The sequence below is a fragment of the Lacinutrix sp. genome (assembly GCF_029238095.1).
In the GTDB taxonomy this organism is placed as follows: Bacteria; Bacteroidota; Bacteroidia; order Flavobacteriales; family Flavobacteriaceae; genus Lacinutrix.
In genome coordinates, this window is record NZ_JAQWGS010000027.1 from 17977 (window position 1) to 38519 (window position 20543).

Here is a 20543-nt window from a genome sequence, read left to right on the forward strand (position 1 = left end):
AAAAAATAATTATGAAAAAATATTTTAAAATAGGAATTGCATTGCTTTTTATAGGAGCAGCGTTTAATTCTTGTGAGAGTTCTTTAGATATCAACGAATCTGAAGTAAACTTTACAACAGACTTAGTAAGTCCAGATTTACTCTTAGCTGGAGCCATTCAGGCACCAAGAGCACAATTTGAAGTAACTACTAGTGAATTAGGTAGTATATTTATGAACCAATGGGCTGGTGATATTAATAATGTAACTGGTGGTTTTCAAGATGAATTCAGATTAAACATCACACAGAATTTTTATACATCAATTTGGCAAAACCTATACAGAGGTATGGGAACTTACCAAGCGATTATAGCTACTCCTGGTGATGAATATAGTAACCATAAAGCAATATCAAGAATATTGAAGTCTTACTACTTCCAATATATAATTGATCTTTATGGAGATGCACCATACTCTCAAGCTTTACAAGGTGGAGAAGTATTAACACCAGCTTATGATGATGCTCAAACTGTATACAGAGCTTTAGTTGAAGATATCAACTTAGCATTAGATACTTTTGCTAACTCTGGTGATTATTTACCAGTTGGAACAGAAGATACTGTATTCCAAGGTGATTTAAATGGATGGGCTCAAGTAGCAAATACATTAAAATTAAGAATCTTATTACGTCAATCTGAAATGGGAGGAGAAACAGCTACTTACTTAGCAACTGAATTCGCTTCTTTAGATAACAATTTTGTAACTACAGACGCTACTTTAAACCCAGGTTATGTAAACGAAGCTAATAGATTAAACCCTTTTTGGGCAAACTATGGTTTTGATGTAGCAGGAAATCCTACTTTTGATCGTGACTTTATTGTACCATCAGAGTATTTTGAAAAATTCTTAAAAGGTGATAACCAAACAGATGCAAATTTCAATGTAGGTTCTTTACCAGGAACAGGAGTTAACGATACTAGATTAGAGCGTTTCTTTGATCCTGCATCAGGAGTACCAGGAAATGGTGTTACAGGTGTAGTTCAAGGTGCTGAAAATAGTCAAGCTCCTACAGATCTTTCAGAGCCTGGACCAGGATTATTAAGAGGATTTGATCAAGACAGTTATATCTTTACAGCTTCTGAAAGTTTCTTCTTACAAGCGGAAGCTATTGAAAGAGGTTATATCTCAGGAGATGCTAAAGCTATGTTTGAAGCAGGAATTACTGCATCATTTAATTTACTAGGAAATCCAGGTGATGCTGCAGCTTACATTTTAGCATCACAAAACGCAAATAGAATTGGATGGAATGGTTCTTCTAACAAAATTGAGGCTATCATGACTCAGAAATGGATTGCACTTTGTGGTTTCAACGCTATTGAATCGTTTATCGATTACAACAGAACAGGATTCCCAGATGTACCATTATCTGTTATCGCTGAAAGACCAACAAGACCAGTTAGATTACTTTACCCAGCATCAGAATTTTCAACTAACTCTGGAAACGTACCTTCACAGGCTACTTCAGATGCATTTAGTGACAAGATTTTCTGGGATGTTAATTAATAGAAAAATTGTTAAATTATAGAAAAATGAAAAAAATGAAAAAATTAAAAATAGTATTATGCGCAGTAGCATTAGCTACTCTAAATTTCTCTTGTATAGTAGATGATTCTACTGGAGAGGATAATTTAAACGCTTTTGGTGAATCTAACTATCTAGTTGGATTTACAAACGGAACAGCTTTATTGAGTTATTTCGAGGATGTTGGAGCAATTCAACAAGAATTCCCAATAAACTTCTTAGGAGGTTTTGATGGAAACTTAAACAGTGATTTAACTATTAACTATAGTATCGATCCAGCATCATCTGCTGTTGAAGGTCAAGAATTTGATTTTGTAGATACTTCAGGTACAGTTACGATTCCTGCAGGTGGTAGTTTTGCACAATTTCCACTATTAGTTAATACAGGAGGACTAGATCCAAACGTACCAACAGAATTAATTTTAAACTTAGATTCTGTAACAGGTGCTCCTGCTGTAATTTCTGCATTGGGTAACCAATTAAGAATAACTTTTGTTGGATGTCAATCTGCATTAAATAACTTTAATTATAATGTTGTTTCTGTAAGAGAAGATGGTGTGACTGTAAATCAAGGTGTTAAAGACCTTAGACTTGTAGCTCCAAACACATTAAAAACTAGAACTACTGGTCCTTGGGCTGATGGTCAATTACCTCCACCTGATCATGGATTAACATTTACAGATGTTTGTGGAGACTTGAATATTGATGCTCAAAATTTAATGGAGTTTTATTCTAACCAAGTTACAGGAACAAATTTAGCAGGTCCTGATGGACAAGTAGATCCAGCTACAGGAAGTTTCACTTTATCGTATGAAATTACATTCTCTGCTGGTAACTTGGATCACGTAGATACTTATACAAAACTATAATACACAATAAATTATGAAAAATACATATATTAAATTATTAGCTTTATTGTTTGTTGCTTCGGCTTCAGTATCGTGTGTAAACGATGATGAAACGTTTGGTACTAACGATAACAAAGCTATTGCAACAACTACAGTTACCTCGTTAACACTAAATGAAGGTGAAAGTGCTGTTATTCCTTTTACTTTAAATCGTGCGATTAACAAAGCTTCTCAATTTAAAATTGAATTGATGAGTGGTAATGTTGAACAAGATGATATTGAAGCTGGTGATCAGTACATGGATGCTGATACTGGAATCTATCAAGATGGATTCGAAATTACGGTTCCTCCTTATGTAACTAACTTTGAGATTCCTGTTTCTGCACTTCTTGATTCTTCTTGTGAAGCAAACGAAAGTATACAATTAAGAGTTTCAGCTGCTGGTGTAAGAACTGCATTAACTCCAAGTAGTGATGGATACATGATAGATTTAGATATTCTTAATACTCCTACTTGGACAATTGAAGGTGTAGATACTTATGGTGATGGTTGGAATGGTGCATCAATCGACGTAACTGTTGATGGTGTTACAACAAGCTATACAGTAGATGCTGATGCTGCAACATTTGTTGTAGGTGTACCAGTAGGTTCTACTTACTCTTTCGAATTTGTAAGTGGAGATTGGGATGGTGAAATAGAATATACTATTACAGATGGTAATGGTAATGTATTTGCAGATGCTTACTATCCTGCTGTTGGTGTAATTACAAGTGGTACTGGTGTTGCATGTAACTAAGATTATTTAAAATAATTAACTAAAACCATCTCTTGCGAGGTGGTTTTTTTTATTTTTGTAATAAAAAAAAAATGAGAACATTAATTTTATTCTTGTGTTGTTTTCTAACGACAACTTTAATGCTTGGTCAAAATACAGTTGGAACATTAAGAAACGATTTGGGATCGTATGATGCTTATACCTTGTTATCTCCTATAAATTCTACAGAAACTTATTTATTAAATAATTGTGGACAAGTCGTACACCAATGGACAAGTACTTACACTCCAGGTGCCTCAGTTTACTTATTAGAAAATGGTAATTTACTCAGAACTGGTAAAATAGCTAACAATAATTTTCAATTTGGTGGTGTTGGCGGAAAGATTGAACTTTTTGATTGGGATAATAATCTTATATGGGAATATACATATACAGATTCAACATATACACAACATCATGATATCTATCCACTACCTAACGGAAATATATTAATGATTGTAGCAACTGTAATGACAGAAGCAGAAGCATTACAGGCTGGTAGAAATCCAGCAAATTTAACTCAAGGTGAAGTATTTAATGAACAAATTTTAGAAATTCAACCTTTTGGAACCAATCAAGCTAATGTGGTTTGGGAATGGAATATAAAAGATCACTTGGTTCAAGATTTTGATGCTACAAAAGATAACTTTGGTGTTGTAGCAGATAATCCTAATCGATTGGACTTTAACTACATTAACGCAACTAATGCGACCGCTAACTGGTTACATTGCAATTCATTACAATACAATCCCGCTTTAGATCAACTTGTATTAAGTTCTAGAATTATGAGTGAGATATATATTATTGATCATTCTACAACTACTGCTGAAGCAGCTACCAGTACTGGTGGAACCTATGGAAAAGGCGGTGATTTTTTATACCGTTGGGGAAATAAAGCAGCTTATGATAAAGGCACCTCTTCTAATCAAACTTTATTTGGGCAACATTATCCACATTGGATAGCAGATGGATTGACTGATGCTGGTAAAATTATGATATTTAATAATGGAGGAGCAAGAGCATATTCATCAATAGATATTATAGATCCAATGGTTACTACACCTGGAAATTATACTTACGACAATGTTAACGGTTATGGTCCTACAAATGCAGAGTGGATTTATACTACTCCAACAAATACTGATTTTTTTACAGCAATTCTATCAAGTGGAGAGCGTTTACCAAATGGCAATACTTTAATTTGTGATGGAGATTCTGGATATTTCTTTGAGATTGACCCAGCAGAAAATATAGTATGGGAATACGTAAATCCGGATGCTACTAATGGTATTATTAACCAAGGAGATACTGCATCTTTTAACTTAGTCTTTAGAGCGCATAAGTTTTCATTTGATTATCCTGCTTTTACAGGTAAAAATCTTACACCAGGAGATCCTATTGAAACAAATCCTGACATAAGTAATTGTAATTTGTTAAACGTTACAGAAAACGTTTTAGATGAAAATTCTATTAAACTTTTTCCTAATCCTGTTGTGGATTATTTAACTATTGAATACACTAAATCTATAAGTAGCATAGAAGTCTACACAATATTTGGTCAGCTTTTAAGTAAAGTAACAGATACAAAAACAATAAAGTTTGGTAATATGGCTTCTGGGTTTTACTTGATAAGAGTAAATTCTGAAGAAGGTTCGATAACAAAAAAGATTTTAAAACAATAACCTTTTAATTCATTTAAAAAAAGAGCTTGAGTTGTTTCAAGCTCTTTTTTTATACCTTTACACAAATGAAAGATAGCACACAAATATTTGGTTTAAGAGCAGTTATAGAAGCTATAAATGCAAACGAAACAATAGATAAGGTTTTTTTGCAAAAAGGACTTAAAGGCGAGTTATTTAATGAACTCGAAGCGCTTTTAAGACAAAAAGGCATAAACTCTTCTTATGTCCCAGTAGAAAAATTAAACCGCTTAACAAAAAATAACCATCAAGGTGTTGTTGCACAAATTTCTCCTATTTCTTTTTACGATCTAGATGAATTGGTTACAAAGACAATTGAAAGTGGTGCTACTCCACTATTCCTTTTATTAGATCAACTTAGTGATGTTAGAAATTTTGGTGCAATAATTAGAACTGCAGAATGTACTGGTGTTCATGGTATTATTATACAGAAAAAAGGTGGAGCTCCTGTTAATGGAGATACTATTAAAACAAGTGCTGGAGCTGTTTTTAAAGTACCTATTTGTAAAGTTGACCATATAAAAGACGCTATGTTTCACATGCAAGCAAGCGGTATAAAAGTTATAGCAGCAACTGAAAAAACAGAAAATACTGTTTTTGATGTATCTTTTGCAGGACCTTGTGCTATTATTATGGGAAGTGAAGGACGTGGTATTAATCCGTCTGTATTAAAATTGGTAGATACCAAAGCTAAGTTACCTTTGCTAGGTGATATAGAATCTCTTAATGTATCTGTAGCCTGTGGTGCTTTTTTATATGAAGCTTTAAGACAGCGACTTTAAAAGTTTCTAATTAAAAAACAATAATTAGTTTTTTATACTACTCTTTGTGTTCTTTAAATATATAATTAATTTCCGAAATTTCCTTTGAAATTTCGTCAGTTTCAGTGAACCATTCATTGACATGTGGTAACTCGATAAAGTTTCCGTTTTCATCAAAATACTTTAAAAATTCATCTTCTTCTTCATTATAATTTGGATCTTCCCAAACATACTTTTTTGGCTTTGCAATAGTCTTTCTAAATAGTATTGCAAAAACTAATCCTGTTATTAAACCTGCAGTATGGCCTTCCCAAGAAATTTGTTCGTCTATAGGAAATGCATACATAAACAGACTTCCATATAGAAATACAACAACAAAGGACAAAGCTGTTAAACGATAGTTTTTAGAAAATAAACCAATAAAAAAATTGAAACTAAAAAGCACATAAATAAGTCCGCTAGCACCAATATGATAAGATGGTCTTCCTATTAACCATGTTATTAATCCAGAAAGTAAAATACCATATATAACAACTTTAAAGGCAATTGGTCTATAGAAATAAAATAATGCTGAAGACAATACAAATAAAGGAATAGTATTGGAATATAAATGTTTAATACCTGAATGAATTAGTGGACTAAACAAAACACCTCTTAAACCTTTTATTGTTTGAGGATACACACCATACTTATTGAAACGATAACCAAATCTAATTTCAATAGCAAACACGAGCCAAATTAATAACACGAATAGCAATGGATACAGTAATGTGTCTATTGAAAATGTAAAAGGTTGCTCTTGTTTATTCATACTTTAATAAATATAGCAATTTGTAAACCATAAATTGAAAAGTGATACAATGTCAGTTACCTAAGAATTGATAAAAGTCTCGATAATTACACAAAAAAATGTTTAATTTTACCTCATGAATATTCCTTTAGCCGAAAGATTAAGACCTAAAACATTAGCAGATTATGTTAGCCAAGCACATTTGGTTGGTGAACAAGGCACGCTAACAAAACAAATTAATCAAGGCATGATTGCTTCTATGATTTTTTGGGGACCTCCAGGAATTGGAAAAACAACACTTGCCAATATTATTGCTGAAACCTCTGGAAGACCTTTTTATACTTTAAGCGCTATTAGCTCTGGAGTAAAAGATGTACGCGAAGTTATAGAAAAAGCAAAACAAAGTGGTGGGTTGTTTACCACTAAAAATCCTATTCTATTTATAGATGAAATCCATAGGTTTAGTAAATCTCAACAAGATTCCCTTTTACAAGCTGTAGAAAAAGGTTGGGTGACTTTAATTGGCGCTACAACCGAAAACCCAAGTTTCGAGGTTATTCCTGCATTATTGTCACGCTGTCAGGTTTATATTTTAAATCCGTTTGAAAAAAAGGATTTAGAGGTGCTTTTAAAGCGTGCTATTGAAACTGATGAGGAAATATCTAAAAAAAAGATAACACTTAAAGAAACCAGTGCGCTATTAAGACTTTCTGGAGGTGATGCAAGAAAATTACTTAATATTTTTGAGTTGATTGTAAATTCTGAGGCTTCAAATACTATTACAATTACAAATGACATGGTTTTAGAAAAAGTGCAAAATAATACTGTACGCTACGATAAGACTGGTGAGCAACATTACGATATAGTTTCTGCTTTTATTAAATCTATTCGAGGAAGCGACCCAAATGCTGCAGTGTATTATTTAGCACGAATGGTAGAAGGTGGAGAAGATGTAAAATTTATTGCAAGACGCCTTCTAATTCTTGCAAGCGAAGATATTGGCAATGCTAATCCAACAGCTCTAGTACTAGCAAACACAACCTTTCAAGCTGTTTCAACCATAGGCTATCCAGAGTCTCGAATTATCTTAAGCCAATGTGCTACATACTTGGCCTGTTCGCCAAAAAGTAATGCTGCTTATATGGCTATTGGCAATGCACAGCAACTGGTAAAACAAACAGGTGATTTATCTGTGCCTTTAGCGATGCGAAATGCACCAACAAAGCTTATGAAAGAGATTGGTTATGGAGAAAACTATAAGTATTCGCATAATTACAACAACAATTTTGTGTTACAAGAATTTTTACCTAAAGAAATTGTAGACACCAAGCTTTACGATCCTGGAAATAATGCCAGAGAAAATGCACAACGCGACTTTTTAAAAGCGAGTTGGAAAGAAAAGTATGGTTATTAGAATTTAATTTCTAATGCTATAACTTTTAAATCGTTTCCATTAGCTTCAGCAATAACCCAATTATTATTTAATTTATAAATTATTGCATCTCTATCTTTCACAATATATAAATCAGTTTTTCCAGAAAATAAAATACTATAAACTTTATTACCATTACTATTTATTAAATTATAAGCAAAGGCACTATCTGGTATGGCTTCAGCACGAAGACGATAAGTAGAATCAGCTGTATTTTTTGAAGATTCTTCTTTTTTTATTTGTTGCTCTTTAACTTCTTCAACAACTACATTCTCATCCTTTGTAGCTTCTTTAAGTTGCTTTACTTCTGCTTTAAGTTTATCTATTTCTTCTTGCTTCTCCTCGACTACTGCAATTTCTTGATTTAAAGTCATTTCATTTTTAGCATTATAATTGTAATTTTCAGATTCAAAACTTGTAAATGCTTGCCTTAAAGCTTCGTTATAAGCTACTTTTAAATTCTTATCTCTAGATTCTCCTTGAACACTTGTAAAAATCACTTCATTTTTACAATTTTTTAATTGTACCAAAAGCTTGGTTTTAAAAAAGTTAGACTCTTTTAATACATCGGCTTTTAAAGCCAAACAATTGTTTTTAGCATAATCACTTGGCAAAACAACATCATCTGCCATTATAGGCTCAAAATTGTATTTTTCGAATAAATATTTAGTTAATGAATTTAATCTATATTGATCTGCTTCTTTTAAAAATTCGAACTTTTCTGGAACGATAATATATTTATAATCGTTAAGGCTTTGTTGAGCAAAAGTTGCTATAAAAGCAAAAAACGTGAGTAAAATTAAAACTGTTTTTTTCATAATAATTGTTATAAGAATTCTTTTAAATCTAGTAAATGCTTAACTTCTTTAATATCCTTTTCTAGTGTTACATTATGGTAATTATAACAAATAGCATCTAAGCCAATGTTTAAAGCTCCAAGTATATCTGCTTCGTAATTATCACCAATCATTATACCATTTTCTTTTTTAATGTTTGCAAGCGATAATGCATGATGAAACACTTTTGCATTTGGTTTTTTAACTCCTACAGCTTCAGAGCTTGTTACGGTTTCAAAGTAGTGCGAAATATTAGATTTTTCTAATTTTGTTTGCTGTACTTCAATAAAACCATTGGTAATAATATGCAATTTATATTTTGGTTTTAAATAGTCTAAAATTTCAATAGTACCATCAAAAACATGATTATAGGTTGTTAAATAATCGATATAATCTATTGCTAATTGATGTATTACTTGGTCTTCAACTACAATATCTAAAGCATCAAAAGCCTCTTTAAGTCTGCCATAACGCAAATTACTTTTAGTTACTTTCTCTTCTCGATAGAGTTTCCAATATTTTAAATTTATAGGTTGATAAATTTCAGAAAAACGTTTCAAGTCTACATCAATAGTATTCTTTTTAAAAATTATTCCGAAGGTTAGTTCAGAATTTTTATCGAAATCCCAAAGCGTGTGGTCCAAATCGAAAAAGATATCTGTTATTTTATGCTTCATCTGTAGAATCTAATATAATATTGAAAAGTTCTTTATAATCTTTCCATGTTTCTGTTGTGCCAAAGGTATAATTATGGAACACAGGAACAAACTCACCATTCACCTTTTTTACAGCATTAATAATTTGATTTAAATGCATTTTTTTATCTAAAGTCGACTGGTATTTTAGTAAAGCATAATCTAAAACATGGTAAGTATTAATGCGTAACGGTGTTTGGATTTCGTAATCTAAGTCGTAAAAGAAAAAAGGTGTACAGGTTCCAGCTCTAAAACCAATTTGGTTTATATAACCCATAGTAAAATCTTCAGGTATTTCTAACTCTACAAGGTTTCTGTAAGATTCTGGTAAATTTAATTTAGAATAGGAATTTCTGGACGCATATAAATCTTGATTAATAATAGATTCCATTCTTAGTTTTTCGGTTTTAAGAATTGCACTATCTGTAAGCGCAAAATAGGAAGCTTTAAGTCCAATTTTAGAATAGTCTCCTACTTCTTTTATTAGAGAAATAAACTTACTTTTTTGTGCGTTTATATTTTTATCGTAAGTAGAAAAATCGCCAATTAAAAAAAAGAATATAAATTTATCTTTTACTTGTTTCTGTTTATTAATAATATATTTAAATGTATCGTAAGGATCGTTTCTAAACCCAAATAACACAGAATATCGAGTGTAAATGTTTTTTAGTTTAAAACGAAACAAATCGTTAAACGTACCACCAACACTTCGCATGATGCCTTTTAATTTATAACTGTAGGCTTTTGGAATATCTATAACTGGTGTAATTTTATACTGTCGCTCTGGAAATGTAAAGTCTGGAAATTGTACTTCCAAAGTTTTTCTAAATTTTAAAGCCCAAATATCTACCACTGGTTGTCTTAAAAAACCATTATTAAAAGCTAGACTTTCTTTGGCAGTAAAACGTCCAAACTCGTCTTTTACATGTGGCATATATTCTTCATAACGACTCAGCAAATAAAAAGAAGCTGCAAAAATATCGAATGGTAAAGCACTTTGTTCTCCATTTGGGAAAAAGCATTTTGTGTCTTCCCAATCGCTAACCTTTATTTCGACATCGTTTAATCCTTGTTCAAAAAGCAACTCATTAGAGCGAATAAAAAACTCTTTACCTAATGGCTGCCTTGTGTAAGACATTTTTAAATTGTCGTGCGCTATAAAATCTTCTATAGTAGTAGTAAAACTTACAGGCACTCCTAAAATTCGCGTACAGATTTGTTTAAAAGTGTAGCGTAATCTTGGTGTAATTTTATGAGTGTATACTAATAACATATAGCTTTGGCAAATTCCAATCGCTAAAATACCAAATTCCAAGTACAATATGTTATTTCAAATCACACATCTAGTAAAAGTGTTTCTGACTTAGAATTTAAGTAATTAAGTTTTCGTCTGCAAAACTAAAGTATGCGTTTTCTGTAATTATTAAATGATCAAGGACTTTAATGTCTAAACTCTGTCCTGCAGTTTTTAATTTTGTTGTTAAATCTTTATCGGCTTGACTTGGTTTTAAAGTTCCAGAAGGATGGTTATAAACTAGAATAATAGCTGTTGCACTAACTTCTAATGCTGTTTTTAGAGCCAAACGCACATCTACTAAAGTACCAGTAATACCTCCTTTGCTGAGCTGATTTTTCTGGATAACCTTATTAGAATTATTTAAATAAACAATCCAAAATTCTTCATGTGCTAAGTCTCCAATTACAGGTTGCATCAACTCAAAAACCGAAACGTTTGATGTAATTTTTTTGCGTTCTAAAGCATCAGCTCCTCTTCTTCGTCTTCCTAACTCTAATGCTGCAATAATAGATATGGCTTTGGCTTCACCAATCCCTTTAAATGCTGTAAGTTGTTTAATAGATAGTTTTCCTAATTCGCTTAAGTTATTATCTGTACTCGCTAAAATACGCTTAGATAACGCTACTGCACTTTCTGCCTTAGTTCCAGAACCTATTAAAATAGCTACAAGCTCAGCATCGCTTAAAGCGGCTTTGCCTTTATCTCTTAGTTTCTCTCTTGGCTGGTCGTGTTGCGACCAGTTTTTTATTGAAAATGAAGCGCCTTTTTCTGTCATCTAGTAAATATAAAAATTGTAAATTTATAAATCGTTAATCTAAATTAGTAATTGCTTTTGAAATATCCACCAAAACACCATCAAGATAACGATAGAAATCACATAATAGAAGTGATTAAAACCTATCCTTTAGCAACTATAATATCGGTTAAAAATAATGAGCCTTTAATTACACATTTACCTTTAATTTTTAAAGATGATAAGCTTGTTGGACACATAGACATCTACAATCCACAAACCCAATTACTAAAAGACAATAACAACATAACTATTCTATTTTATGGCCCACAATGTTATATTTCGCCAAGTATTTACACAACTACACAGTTACCAACCTGGAACTATATTCGCGTGCATTTAAAAGGAAAAGTGAATGCAATAGAAAGTACAGAAGCTTTAAAGGCATCGCTAATAAGTATGACCGAATTTTTAGAAGCACCAGACCACAAATACACTTTAGAGGCTAATAATCCTAGATTAGATGCTAACCTCAACTATATAAAACTTTTTGAAATTACTATTGATACTTGGGAAGGTAAATTTAAACTCTCGCAAGACAAACACCCAAAAGACATAGAAAATGCGAGAGCCGAATTGGTTCGTGCTAACCAAGAAAATGTTAAGGCATTTTTGGATGGTGTTTTTAGCTAAAACTTAGTTTGATTTTCTAAAAAAGATTAAGAACTTAGTCTCAATGAATAAAATATTACTACAATTATTAGAGCAAAAACCACAATAAATGTTAAAATCAGGTTGTAAAGTATTTGATTAAAACCTTCAGAAAAATATTTAGTTTTTTTAGGCTTCTCTCCTGTTATCTTATAAATAATATAGAAGAATCCAAAACGTATTGCCATTCCAATAACAGATGAAATTATACTAAAAAAGGATTTCTTTGATTATTCAGCATTAATTAATTTATAGATAAACCTTAACCAACCAACTTCTTCAAAGCCTCAAAATCCAAACCTCCATAATTTCCAGAACTCATCAACAACAAAGCTTTATCATCAAAATTCTGAGAGAATAAAAAGTCTTTAAATGCTTCAGGATTGGTATAAATAATTAAATCGTCTCTCTGGAAAGCATTAGCAATTTGCTCGTGTGTTACTGCTTCCAATTTTTTAATTTCTACAGCATGAGGAGAATAAAAAACCACTGCAACGTCTGCTGCATCTAGTGCGCCTTTATATTCCTTTAAAAACTCAGCATTTAAACTACTGTAAGTATGTAGTTCTAAACAAGCAACTAAAGTTCTATTTTGGTATTGTTCTTTTACAGCATTTGTAGTAGCTTCAACCTTACTTGGTGAATGTGCAAAATCTTTGTAAGCGACACTAGTTTTGCTTTCGGCTATTTTTTCTAAACGTTTACTTGCACCTTTAAAAGTTGAAATGGCCTCGTAAAAATCGTCTTCATCAATTCCCATGTGTTGGCAAATCCATTTTGCGCCAGCCAAATTATTTAAATTGTGTTTCCCAAAAACTTCAATTGGCAAAGGTCCTTCTGGTGTTTCTAAAAGTGTTTCTCCATCTTCAACTGTATAGTCTGGAGTTTGGTATGCTAATTTTCTTATTGGGTTTTCGCTGGCTTCCACTACGCGTTTTACCTCATCATCTTCTTCGTTATAATTAATGCTTCCACCTTGTACAACAGAGTCTACAAAAATACTAAACTGCTCTACATAGTTTTCGTAAGTAGGAAACACATTAATATGATCCCAAGCAATGCCACTTAATAGGGCAATATTTGGTTTATAAAGGTGAAATTTTGGTCGTCTGTCTATTGGTGAACTTAAATACTCATCGCCTTCAAGCACAATAAAGTCGTTCTCTTCCGTAAGTTTTACCATAACATCAAAACCTTCTAATTGTGCACCAACCATATAATCGACATCGCGATTGTGATAATGCATCACGTGTAAAATCATAGACGTAATGGTTGTTTTTCCATGGCTTCCACCAATAACCACTCTCGTTTTATGTTTAGATTGTTCGTATAAAAACTCTGGATAGCTGTAAATTTTTAAGCCTAATTCTTGGGCTTTTAACAATTCTGGATTATCTGCTTTTGCATGCATACCTAAAACAATAGCATCTAAACTAGATGTTATTTTCTCTGGAAACCAACCAAAAGCTTTTGGTAATAATCCTTTTGCTTCTAATCTTGATTTTGAAGGCTCGAAAACTGTATCGTCGCTTCCTGTAACTTGGTAACCTTTATTGTGTAAAGCTAAGGCAAGGTTGTGCATGGCACTACCACCAATCGCTATAAAATGTACATTCATGTTTTAATGTTGAAGATGATTCAAAGATAGTTTTTTGGTACGAATTTTAGGAATATTCCCAGAGAAAAACAATCAATGTAACGTTTCTTTAAATTCCTTAAAAACATCAATTTCTGGCAAATCAGTAATCGCTTTATCAATCCAAATTAACGCTTCATCTTTATCTTTTTTATGCTTATAAATTTGTGCTAATCTATAATAAGCCCAAGCTTTTGGAACACCATCTTGTGAGCTATAATTATCGATATAAACTTTTAAACAAAACTCACCTTTTTCTAGTTGTACATTGTAATCTGCACACACTTTTCCTATTTGGTAGTGCATGGCATTACGTTTATGTTTTACATGTGCTGCTTCAAGATTAGAAATTGCTTTTATAGATTTTCCTTCTTTCTCGTAGAATTTAGTCAACTTATCGTAACAGGTTATGGAGCCTCCTTCCTTAATGGCTAGCTTGTAGAATTTTTCGGCTAATTCAGGTTCTTTATCGTATTCGTAAATATAACCTTTTGCCAAATAACCATCTACTTTAGACAATTTTTCAAGCTCGTTAGCATATTTAAAACTTTTACTTTTACTGCCACCAATAATACCTGGTAGTTGCATATATAATTCTACCAAAGCCCAACGTGTATCTACGTGGTTTGGGTCGAGTTGTGCAGCTTTTAAAAAGGCTTCTTTTACATCACCAATAATCCCTATCGCTCTAATTTTAGTCACATTTAATGCTTTCATTCCTAAAGCACCTCCATATTTGTAATGAAAATTAGCTTCAGTAGGTTTGGCTTCAACTAACAGCTTGTATTGTGTTATGGCTTCGTCCCATTTTTTTTGATATCCAAAAGCATCACCAAGTAATTCAGTTGCTTGAATATTATCAGGATTATTATTTACAAAAGGAATAAGCACTTTTTCTGCTTTATAAAATTGCTTACTTTCAATTAATTTTTGTGCTTCAGTAAGGCTTGTTTGCCCAATCAAAAAGAGCGGAAAAAACACTAAACCTAATACGATTTTTTTCATAATTTATAAGTTAATACAAAAATAATAATCTATTTGTATTGTTTTTGATTTTGTATCAAAAAATGTTCCGCTAACATTTAAGTTAGCGTATCTTTAAAATGTTATTACTTTAAAAAAAGGAAACTAAAATAAAAGGTTACTTTTAAAACTGCTTAGTTTACTCATTGAAACGACTACATTACGTATTTAGTGTTTTGTTGAACATACTTTGCTATTAAATTGCTTCAAAAAATTGATTACAATGAACAAATTAGCGACTATATTAATGATTATTCTCTTTGCCAACACTTCGCTTTCTCAAAACAACAACTATTCCAAATTATGGAGTGACGTTGAAAATTTTGAAGTTGAAGGTCTACCAAAATCTGCTTTAAAAGTTTTAGAGAAAATAGAGACTATTGCAAAAGCCGAAAATAATGCACCACAGCTTATTAAAATAATGCTCTTTAAAAGTAAGTTTATGCTTACTCTAGAAGAGGATGCGCAGCTTAATATTATAAATGCGTTTAGAGCAGAAATTAAAGTAAGCCAAGCACCAACTAAAAACGTGTTAGAAAACATTCTAGCCACTTTATATTGGCAATATTTTCAGCAAAACCGATGGAAATTTTATAATCGTACAAAAACTAACGAGAAAGTAGACACGGTAGATTTTAGAACTTGGGATTTAGAAACCTTATTTGAAGAAGTACACACGCATTATAAAAATTCTCTAGACAACGGATTGATTTTACAGCAAACCAGTTTAGAAAATTTTGATGTTGTTATAGATAAACAAAAAGATTCTAGAATTTATAGACCAACACTTTTCGATTTTTTAGCACACAATGCGCTTATATTCTATAAACATCAAGAAAGTAAAATCACAAGACCTGCTTATAAGTTTAGTATCGATGATGCTGCTTACCTCTCGCCTGCTAATGAATATGCTAGGTTAAAAATAAAATCTAAAGACACGTTATCTCTAGAGTTAAATGCTATAAAATTATATCAAGATTTAATTAAATTCCATTTAAAAGACAAAGCGCCTTACGCACTGGCAGACGCTAATAAAGAACGCTTAGATTTTGTAAAACAACATGCTACATTTAAAGCTAAAGATTCGGTTTACATTGCTGCACTTGAAGCTGAAATAGAAAAACATAATAAACACGAAGTCTCTACTTTATATGCTTTTAAATTAGCTTCAATTTTAAAGACTCAAGGTATTTCTTACAAAGCTGAAACCAATGCAGAAGTACGTTGGAAAATTAAAAAAGCGATTGCTATTTGCGATGCAGCTATTTCAAAATCCAGTATACTTATAGGTCACTTCTTCTGCGATACCAAAAACATTAGAACACAACCAAGGAATAAACGCATTTAATGCTTCAAATGGATATTTAAAAATTACATACCAATATGGAAATGCTCCATTATTTTGAAAACATATAAATAGTATGAAATAGATAAAAAGAAATCTAAAACCTATTTTTTGAAATTTTGACCATTGAGGTGCTAAGTTTTCAATTTTCATGTAAAGTTTAATATTTATTAAACCTAAAAATAATGAAAATATAATTATTTAGAATATTAAAATAACTGTTCGTGATTATTTTAGATTTTAATATCTTTAACATATTGTATTTATTTTTAATTAAAAAAACGATTTAGAATATGTTACTTTATAAAAAAACACAATACGGAAAACTAGTTATAATAATATTAACTGTTGTGGTAATTTCTATTCTAACACCTTTTATTCTACAATCTGGAGACAACCCAATATCATGGTTTTATTTAGCCTCTATTGTATTACTCTTACTTTTAGTTGCCTTAACATTTTACAAATTGACTATTACAATAGATCATGAAAAAATAGAAGCTAAATTTGGCATAGGTTTACTTAAACGTTCACTAAAAATTAAAGATATTAATTATGATTCTATAGAAAGCATTAAAGTACCTGCTCTTTATGGAATTGGTATTAGATTAACACCTCATGGCTGGTTATATAATGTAAGTATTGGAAATGCTATTAAAATAAAATCTAACAATAAAACGTTTTTTGTAGGTACGGAAGATTTTAAAACCATTCATTCAGTTTTACTGAAGCTTAAAAAATAATCTTATCACTTTTAAGTATTCTATTTGTAAATCAATACATTAAATTACAAAATATAAGGTATTGAAGTAGACGTTCCAAAACGATATTCTCAAAATTTTAAAAAAAATAGAATTTTAATTTAAAGCTTCCCAAAGCAAATCTTTAAGTTCTACTAGTCCTTGTTGGGCAACACTTGAAATAAATAAATAAGGTATTGGTAATTCGTTATCCAATTCTACTTTAAGCTCAGCTTGTAACTCATCATCTAACATATCGCATTTAGAGATGGCTACAAATCTATCTTTATCTAGCATTTCTGGATTATAACGACGTAGTTCGTCTAATAATATATCGTACTGTTTTTTAATATCTGGAGCATCTGCAGGAATTAAAAATAATAAAATAGAGTTACGTTCTATATGACGTAAAAAATAATATCCTAAACCTTTACCTTCTGCAGCACCTTCTATAATTCCAGGAATATCTGCCATTACAAAACTCTGGAATTCACGATGCTTTACAATTCCTAAATTTGGTTTTAGTGTAGTAAACTCGTAATCTGCAATTTTTGGTTTTGCTGAAGTAACAACAGATAGCAATGTAGATTTTCCTGCATTTGGAAACCCAACCAATCCAACATCTGCTAATAATTTAAGTTCTAGAGTAATGTCCTTTTCTTCCATTGGAATTCCAGGCTGTGCATAACGTGGTGTTTGGTTTGTAGAACTTTTAAAATGCCAGTTTCCACGACCTCCTTTTCCGCCTTGCGCTACAATTCTCTCTTCTCCTTCTTCGGTAATCTCAAAAAGCGTCTCGTCGGTTTCTGTATCTTTAACTACAGTTCCTAAAGGCACCTCTACATACATGTCTTCACCATCTGCTCCTGTACTTCTACCACTACTTCCACTACCTCCATGTCCAGCACGAATGTGTCTTTTGTATTTTAAGTGTATTAATGTCCAAAGATTAGAGTTTCCTCTTAAAATCACGTGTCCTCCTCGTCCACCATCACCACCATCTGGTCCACCTTTTGCAAGATATTTCTCGCGATGTAAATGTGTAGAACCTTGACCTCCTTTTCCAGAGCTAACGTGCATTTTTACGTAATCAACAAAATTTCCTTCTGTCATTTTTCTAAGTTATAAGTTTAGAGTTATAAGTTAAAAGTTGTTCACTCTAGTACTTACTCAGTTTTTAGTTTCGTTATAAAAAACTATAATTTATCGATAGCAGCACATAAACGTTCTGTAATGGCTTCAATACTACCAAAACCATCTACACCAAAATATTTATCTTGAGCAGAATAATAATCTTTTAAAATAGCTGTTTTTGTATAATACTCTTTAATACGGTTTCTTATAATACTCTCATCTGCATCATCTGATCTTCCACTAGATTTTCCACGTTCAAGGAGTCTTTCAACTAGAACTTCATCTTCAACTTCTAAAGCAATCATGGCATTAATTTGAGAGTCTTTACTTTCCATGAGTTTATCTAAAGCTTCTGCTTGTGTATTTGTTCTTGGAAAACCATCAAAAATAAACCCATTTGCATCAGTATTTTTTTCTACTTCAGCATTCAACATGTCTATGGTTACTTGGTCTGGCACTAACTCGCCTTTATCCATATACGATTTAGCTAAAATTCCAAGGGCAGTTTCATTTTTTATATTAAATCTAAATACATCTCCTGTAGAAATATGTACAAGATTATATTTTTCTTTTAAAAAATTGGCTTGAGTACCTTTACCTGCTCCTGGAGGTCCAAATAATACTAAATTTGTCATGTGTTGCGTTGTTTTTATTTGATATACTTCTGGCAAGTCTCTTCCTAAACCATCATAATCTAAACCGTAACCAACTATAAATTTATTAGGAATTTCTATACCAACATAATGAATTTTAAAGTCTTTTTTATAAGCTTCTGGTTTGTAAAACAAGGTTGCTATAAGCAATTGTTTTACACCTTCGTTTTTAAATATTCTGTGAATTTCATGAAGCGTTTTACCTGTATCTATAATATCTTCAAGAATAACTACAGTTCTTCCAGTCAAGTCTTGTGTTAAACCTATTAAACGCTGTATATCGTCTGAAGATTTTACACCTTCATAAGATGCTAATTTAATAAAAGTGACCTCACAAGGTTTTGGGTATTTCTTTACAAAATCGCTAACTACCATAAACGAACCGTTTAAAACACCAATAAACACTGGTATTTCGTCGCCTAAATCGTTTGCAAGTTCTTCTGCCATTTTAGACACAGCAGCGTCTATTTCTTTAGCAGAAATAAAAGGCTTAAAATATTTGTCGTGCAGCTTAATCATTATTTTACTTTAAGGAAAGTGGCAAAGATACGTATTTGTTAATCGAAATACGATTTTTGGTTTATCATTTTAGGGCTGATTTATTTTATAAAATGTATTTTTGTGTTATATAATATTATTATTTAATAATTAAAAAGTTTACCACTTTTGTGGCAATACAATGAACTATTTCTCTTCAGATTTTAAATTAGGTATTCTTGGTGGTGGCCAACTAGGCAAAATGATGCTTTACAGCACTAGAAAATTTGATATTCAAACCTATGTATTAGATCCAAATGATGAAGCGCCTTGCAAAATAGCTTGCAATACATTTATTCAAGGTGATTTAATGGATTTTGATACTGTTTACAACTTTGGTAAACAAGTAGATGTTTTAACTTTTGAAATTGAAAACGTAAATGTTGATGCCCTAGAAAAACTTGAAAAAGATGGCATAAAAGTATTTCCTAGTTCAAAGAATTTAAGAGTAATACAGAATAAAGCAAAACAAAAATTATTTTATTTAGACCATAATTTACCTACTTCAGAGTTTTCTCGATTTGCCTACGCTTCAGAAATTGAAGATGCGGTTTTAAATGGTGGTTTACATTTTCCTTTTGTTTGGAAGAGTGCACAATTTGGTTACGATGGTAATGGCGTAAAAGTCGTACGCAATTTAAATGATTTAAAAGGATTACCAGCTGGCGAATGTATAGCTGAGGAACTTATAGATTTTAAAAACGAATTGGCTGTAATTGTTGCTAGAACTCCAGATGGCGATGTTAAAACATATCCTGTTGTAGAAATGGAATTTCATCCAGAAGCCAACCAAGTAGAATATGTAATTTGTCCTGCAAGAATTACAGATGATGTGGCTAAAAAAGCACAAGATATTGCCTTAAAAGTGTCTCAAGCTTTTAATCATGTTGGATTGTTGGCAGTAGAGATGTTTCAAACTAAAAATGACGACATTTTAATAAACGAAGTCGCACCAAGACCACATAATTCTGGTCACCAAACTATTGAAGCCAGTTACACCTCTCAATTCGAACAGCATATTCGTGCTATTTTAAACTTACCTTTAGGCAAAACCGAAAGTAAAGTTGGTGGCATTATGGTAAATCTAGTTGGAGCAGAAGGATATACAGGTGATGTTTTATATGAAAACATTGCAGATATTATGAAAATGGAAGGCGTAACACCACATATTTATGGTAAAAAACAAACCAGACCTTTTCGTAAAATGGGACACGTAACTATAGTAAATGAAAATTTAAATACAGCACGTAAAATTGCTGAAGATGTAAAAAAGACGATTAAAGTAATAAGTAAATAATT

Annotated in this window: 19 protein-coding genes; 10 read left to right on the top strand and 9 right to left on the bottom strand. The window is 31.7% G+C overall.

What is annotated here, in order from left to right:
• Window positions 1–11: 11 nt before the first annotated feature.
• From P8H50_RS09580 to rlmB, 5 genes are all read left to right on the top strand, one after another.
• Window positions 12–1541 (top strand): SusD/RagB family nutrient-binding outer membrane lipoprotein, encoded by a 1530-nt coding sequence (locus tag P8H50_RS09580; protein WP_300208320.1) that lies wholly within the window; start codon window positions 12–14, stop codon window positions 1539–1541.
• 35 nt (window positions 1542–1576) lie between these two features.
• Window positions 1577–2428, top strand: a complete 852-nt coding sequence (locus tag P8H50_RS09585) for a hypothetical protein (protein ID WP_300208323.1) — start codon at window positions 1577–1579, stop codon at window positions 2426–2428.
• A gap of 13 nt (window positions 2429–2441) precedes the next feature.
• Window positions 2442–3203 (top strand): hypothetical protein, encoded by a 762-nt coding sequence (locus P8H50_RS09590; RefSeq protein WP_300208326.1) that lies wholly within the window; start codon window positions 2442–2444, stop codon window positions 3201–3203.
• 71 nt (window positions 3204–3274) lie between these two features.
• On the top strand, window positions 3275–4903 hold the full coding sequence (locus tag P8H50_RS09595; protein ID WP_300208329.1) for an aryl-sulfate sulfotransferase: 1629 nt from the start codon (window positions 3275–3277) through the stop codon (window positions 4901–4903).
• A gap of 65 nt (window positions 4904–4968) precedes the next feature.
• Window positions 4969–5703 (top strand): 23S rRNA (guanosine(2251)-2'-O)-methyltransferase RlmB, encoded by a 735-nt coding sequence (gene rlmB, locus P8H50_RS09600; RefSeq protein ID WP_300208331.1) that lies wholly within the window; start codon window positions 4969–4971, stop codon window positions 5701–5703.
• A 37-nt stretch (window positions 5704–5740) separates the two neighbouring features.
• On the opposite strand, the gene P8H50_RS09605 is transcribed toward rlmB, so the two are convergent.
• On the bottom strand, window positions 5741–6493 hold the full coding sequence (locus tag P8H50_RS09605; RefSeq protein ID WP_300208334.1) for a rhomboid family intramembrane serine protease: 753 nt from the start codon (window positions 6491–6493) through the stop codon (window positions 5741–5743).
• 115 nt (window positions 6494–6608) lie between these two features.
• Between P8H50_RS09605 and P8H50_RS09610 the strand changes: the two genes are divergently transcribed.
• Window positions 6609–7886 carry a replication-associated recombination protein A gene (locus tag P8H50_RS09610; RefSeq protein WP_300208336.1) on the top strand — a complete coding sequence of 426 codons (1278 nt, stop codon included), beginning with the start codon at window positions 6609–6611 and terminating at the stop codon, window positions 7884–7886.
• Here the strand turns inward: P8H50_RS09610 and P8H50_RS09615 are convergent.
• From P8H50_RS09615 to radC, 4 genes are all read right to left on the bottom strand, one after another.
• Complete coding sequence (locus tag P8H50_RS09615) at window positions 7883–8722, bottom strand: hypothetical protein (RefSeq protein WP_300208337.1); 840 nt, start codon at window positions 8720–8722, stop codon at window positions 7883–7885. The two genes, P8H50_RS09610 and P8H50_RS09615, sit on opposite strands and share 4 nt — an antisense overlap.
• A gap of 8 nt (window positions 8723–8730) precedes the next feature.
• Window positions 8731–9417: a YjjG family noncanonical pyrimidine nucleotidase gene (locus tag P8H50_RS09620; RefSeq protein WP_300208338.1), complete on the bottom strand. Its 687-nt coding sequence runs from the start codon at window positions 9415–9417 to the stop codon at window positions 8731–8733.
• Window positions 9407–10708 (bottom strand): polysaccharide deacetylase family protein, encoded by a 1302-nt coding sequence (locus P8H50_RS09625; RefSeq protein ID WP_300208339.1) that lies wholly within the window; start codon window positions 10706–10708, stop codon window positions 9407–9409. Before P8H50_RS09625 ends, P8H50_RS09620 begins: the two co-directional genes overlap by 11 nt.
• A gap of 97 nt (window positions 10709–10805) precedes the next feature.
• On the bottom strand, window positions 10806–11507 hold the full coding sequence (radC, locus tag P8H50_RS09630) for a DNA repair protein RadC (protein ID WP_300208340.1): 702 nt from the start codon (window positions 11505–11507) through the stop codon (window positions 10806–10808).
• Between the two features lie 57 nt (window positions 11508–11564).
• Between radC and P8H50_RS09635 the strand changes: the two genes are divergently transcribed.
• Window positions 11565–12158, top strand: a complete 594-nt coding sequence (locus P8H50_RS09635; protein WP_300208341.1) for an FMN-binding negative transcriptional regulator — start codon at window positions 11565–11567, stop codon at window positions 12156–12158.
• Between the two features lie 280 nt (window positions 12159–12438).
• Here P8H50_RS09635 and P8H50_RS09640 read toward each other — a convergent pair whose 3' ends face one another.
• Complete coding sequence (locus P8H50_RS09640) at window positions 12439–13794, bottom strand: Mur ligase domain-containing protein (protein WP_300208342.1); 1356 nt, start codon at window positions 13792–13794, stop codon at window positions 12439–12441.
• Between the two features lie 72 nt (window positions 13795–13866).
• Window positions 13867–14817 carry a tetratricopeptide repeat protein gene (locus P8H50_RS09645; protein ID WP_300208343.1) on the bottom strand — a complete coding sequence of 317 codons (951 nt, stop codon included), beginning with the start codon at window positions 14815–14817 and terminating at the stop codon, window positions 13867–13869.
• Between the two features lie 241 nt (window positions 14818–15058).
• Between P8H50_RS09645 and P8H50_RS09650 the strand changes: the two genes are divergently transcribed.
• Both P8H50_RS09650 and P8H50_RS09655 read left to right on the top strand, forming a co-directional pair.
• Complete coding sequence (locus P8H50_RS09650; RefSeq protein ID WP_300208344.1) at window positions 15059–16183, top strand: hypothetical protein; 1125 nt, start codon at window positions 15059–15061, stop codon at window positions 16181–16183.
• Between the two features lie 290 nt (window positions 16184–16473).
• Window positions 16474–16923, top strand: coding sequence for a hypothetical protein (locus P8H50_RS09655; RefSeq protein ID WP_300208345.1), 450 nt, complete (start codon window positions 16474–16476; stop codon window positions 16921–16923).
• 114 nt (window positions 16924–17037) lie between these two features.
• On the opposite strand, the gene obgE is transcribed toward P8H50_RS09655, so the two are convergent.
• Both obgE and P8H50_RS09665 read right to left on the bottom strand, forming a co-directional pair.
• Window positions 17038–18033 (bottom strand): GTPase ObgE, encoded by a 996-nt coding sequence (gene obgE / locus P8H50_RS09660; RefSeq protein WP_300208346.1) that lies wholly within the window; start codon window positions 18031–18033, stop codon window positions 17038–17040.
• Between the two features lie 83 nt (window positions 18034–18116).
• Window positions 18117–19226 (bottom strand): adenylate kinase, encoded by a 1110-nt coding sequence (locus tag P8H50_RS09665; protein WP_300208347.1) that lies wholly within the window; start codon window positions 19224–19226, stop codon window positions 18117–18119.
• Window positions 19227–19386: 160 nt separating this feature from the next.
• Between P8H50_RS09665 and P8H50_RS09670 the strand changes: the two genes are divergently transcribed.
• Complete coding sequence (locus P8H50_RS09670) at window positions 19387–20541, top strand: 5-(carboxyamino)imidazole ribonucleotide synthase (protein WP_300208349.1); 1155 nt, start codon at window positions 19387–19389, stop codon at window positions 20539–20541.
• The last annotated feature ends 2 nt before the right edge of the window (window positions 20542–20543 follow it).

Excerpts from the sequence above, each read along its gene's own strand:
- P8H50_RS09615 (WP_300208337.1), bottom strand. The coding sequence starts at position 8,722 with ATGAAAAAAACAGTTTTAATTTTACTCACGTTTTTTGCTTTTATAGCA.
- P8H50_RS09645 (WP_300208343.1), bottom strand. The coding sequence starts at position 14,817 with ATGAAAAAAATCGTATTAGGTTTAGTGTTTTTTCCGCTCTTTTTGATT.
- P8H50_RS09650 (WP_300208344.1), top strand. The coding sequence starts at position 15,059 with ATGAACAAATTAGCGACTATATTAATGATTATTCTCTTTGCCAACACT.
- P8H50_RS09665 (WP_300208347.1), bottom strand. The coding sequence starts at position 19,226 with ATGATTAAGCTGCACGACAAATATTTTAAGCCTTTTATTTCTGCTAAA.
- obgE (WP_300208346.1), bottom strand. The coding sequence starts at position 18,033 with ATGACAGAAGGAAATTTTGTTGATTACGTAAAAATGCACGTTAGCTCT.
- radC (WP_300208340.1), bottom strand. The coding sequence starts at position 11,507 with ATGACAGAAAAAGGCGCTTCATTTTCAATAAAAAACTGGTCGCAACAC.
- P8H50_RS09625 (WP_300208339.1), bottom strand. The coding sequence starts at position 10,708 with ATGTTATTAGTATACACTCATAAAATTACACCAAGATTACGCTACACT.
- P8H50_RS09670 (WP_300208349.1), top strand. The coding sequence starts at position 19,387 with ATGAACTATTTCTCTTCAGATTTTAAATTAGGTATTCTTGGTGGTGGC.
- P8H50_RS09585 (WP_300208323.1), top strand. The coding sequence starts at position 1,577 with ATGAAAAAATTAAAAATAGTATTATGCGCAGTAGCATTAGCTACTCTA.
- P8H50_RS09610 (WP_300208336.1), top strand. The coding sequence starts at position 6,609 with ATGAATATTCCTTTAGCCGAAAGATTAAGACCTAAAACATTAGCAGAT.
- P8H50_RS09640 (WP_300208342.1), bottom strand. The coding sequence starts at position 13,794 with ATGAATGTACATTTTATAGCGATTGGTGGTAGTGCCATGCACAACCTT.
- P8H50_RS09620 (WP_300208338.1), bottom strand. The coding sequence starts at position 9,417 with ATGAAGCATAAAATAACAGATATCTTTTTCGATTTGGACCACACGCTT.
- P8H50_RS09595 (WP_300208329.1), top strand. The coding sequence starts at position 3,275 with ATGAGAACATTAATTTTATTCTTGTGTTGTTTTCTAACGACAACTTTA.
- P8H50_RS09590 (WP_300208326.1), top strand. The coding sequence starts at position 2,442 with ATGAAAAATACATATATTAAATTATTAGCTTTATTGTTTGTTGCTTCG.
- rlmB (WP_300208331.1), top strand. The coding sequence starts at position 4,969 with ATGAAAGATAGCACACAAATATTTGGTTTAAGAGCAGTTATAGAAGCT.
- P8H50_RS09580 (WP_300208320.1), top strand. The coding sequence starts at position 12 with ATGAAAAAATATTTTAAAATAGGAATTGCATTGCTTTTTATAGGAGCA.
- P8H50_RS09655 (WP_300208345.1), top strand. The coding sequence starts at position 16,474 with ATGTTACTTTATAAAAAAACACAATACGGAAAACTAGTTATAATAATA.
- P8H50_RS09605 (WP_300208334.1), bottom strand. The coding sequence starts at position 6,493 with ATGAATAAACAAGAGCAACCTTTTACATTTTCAATAGACACATTACTG.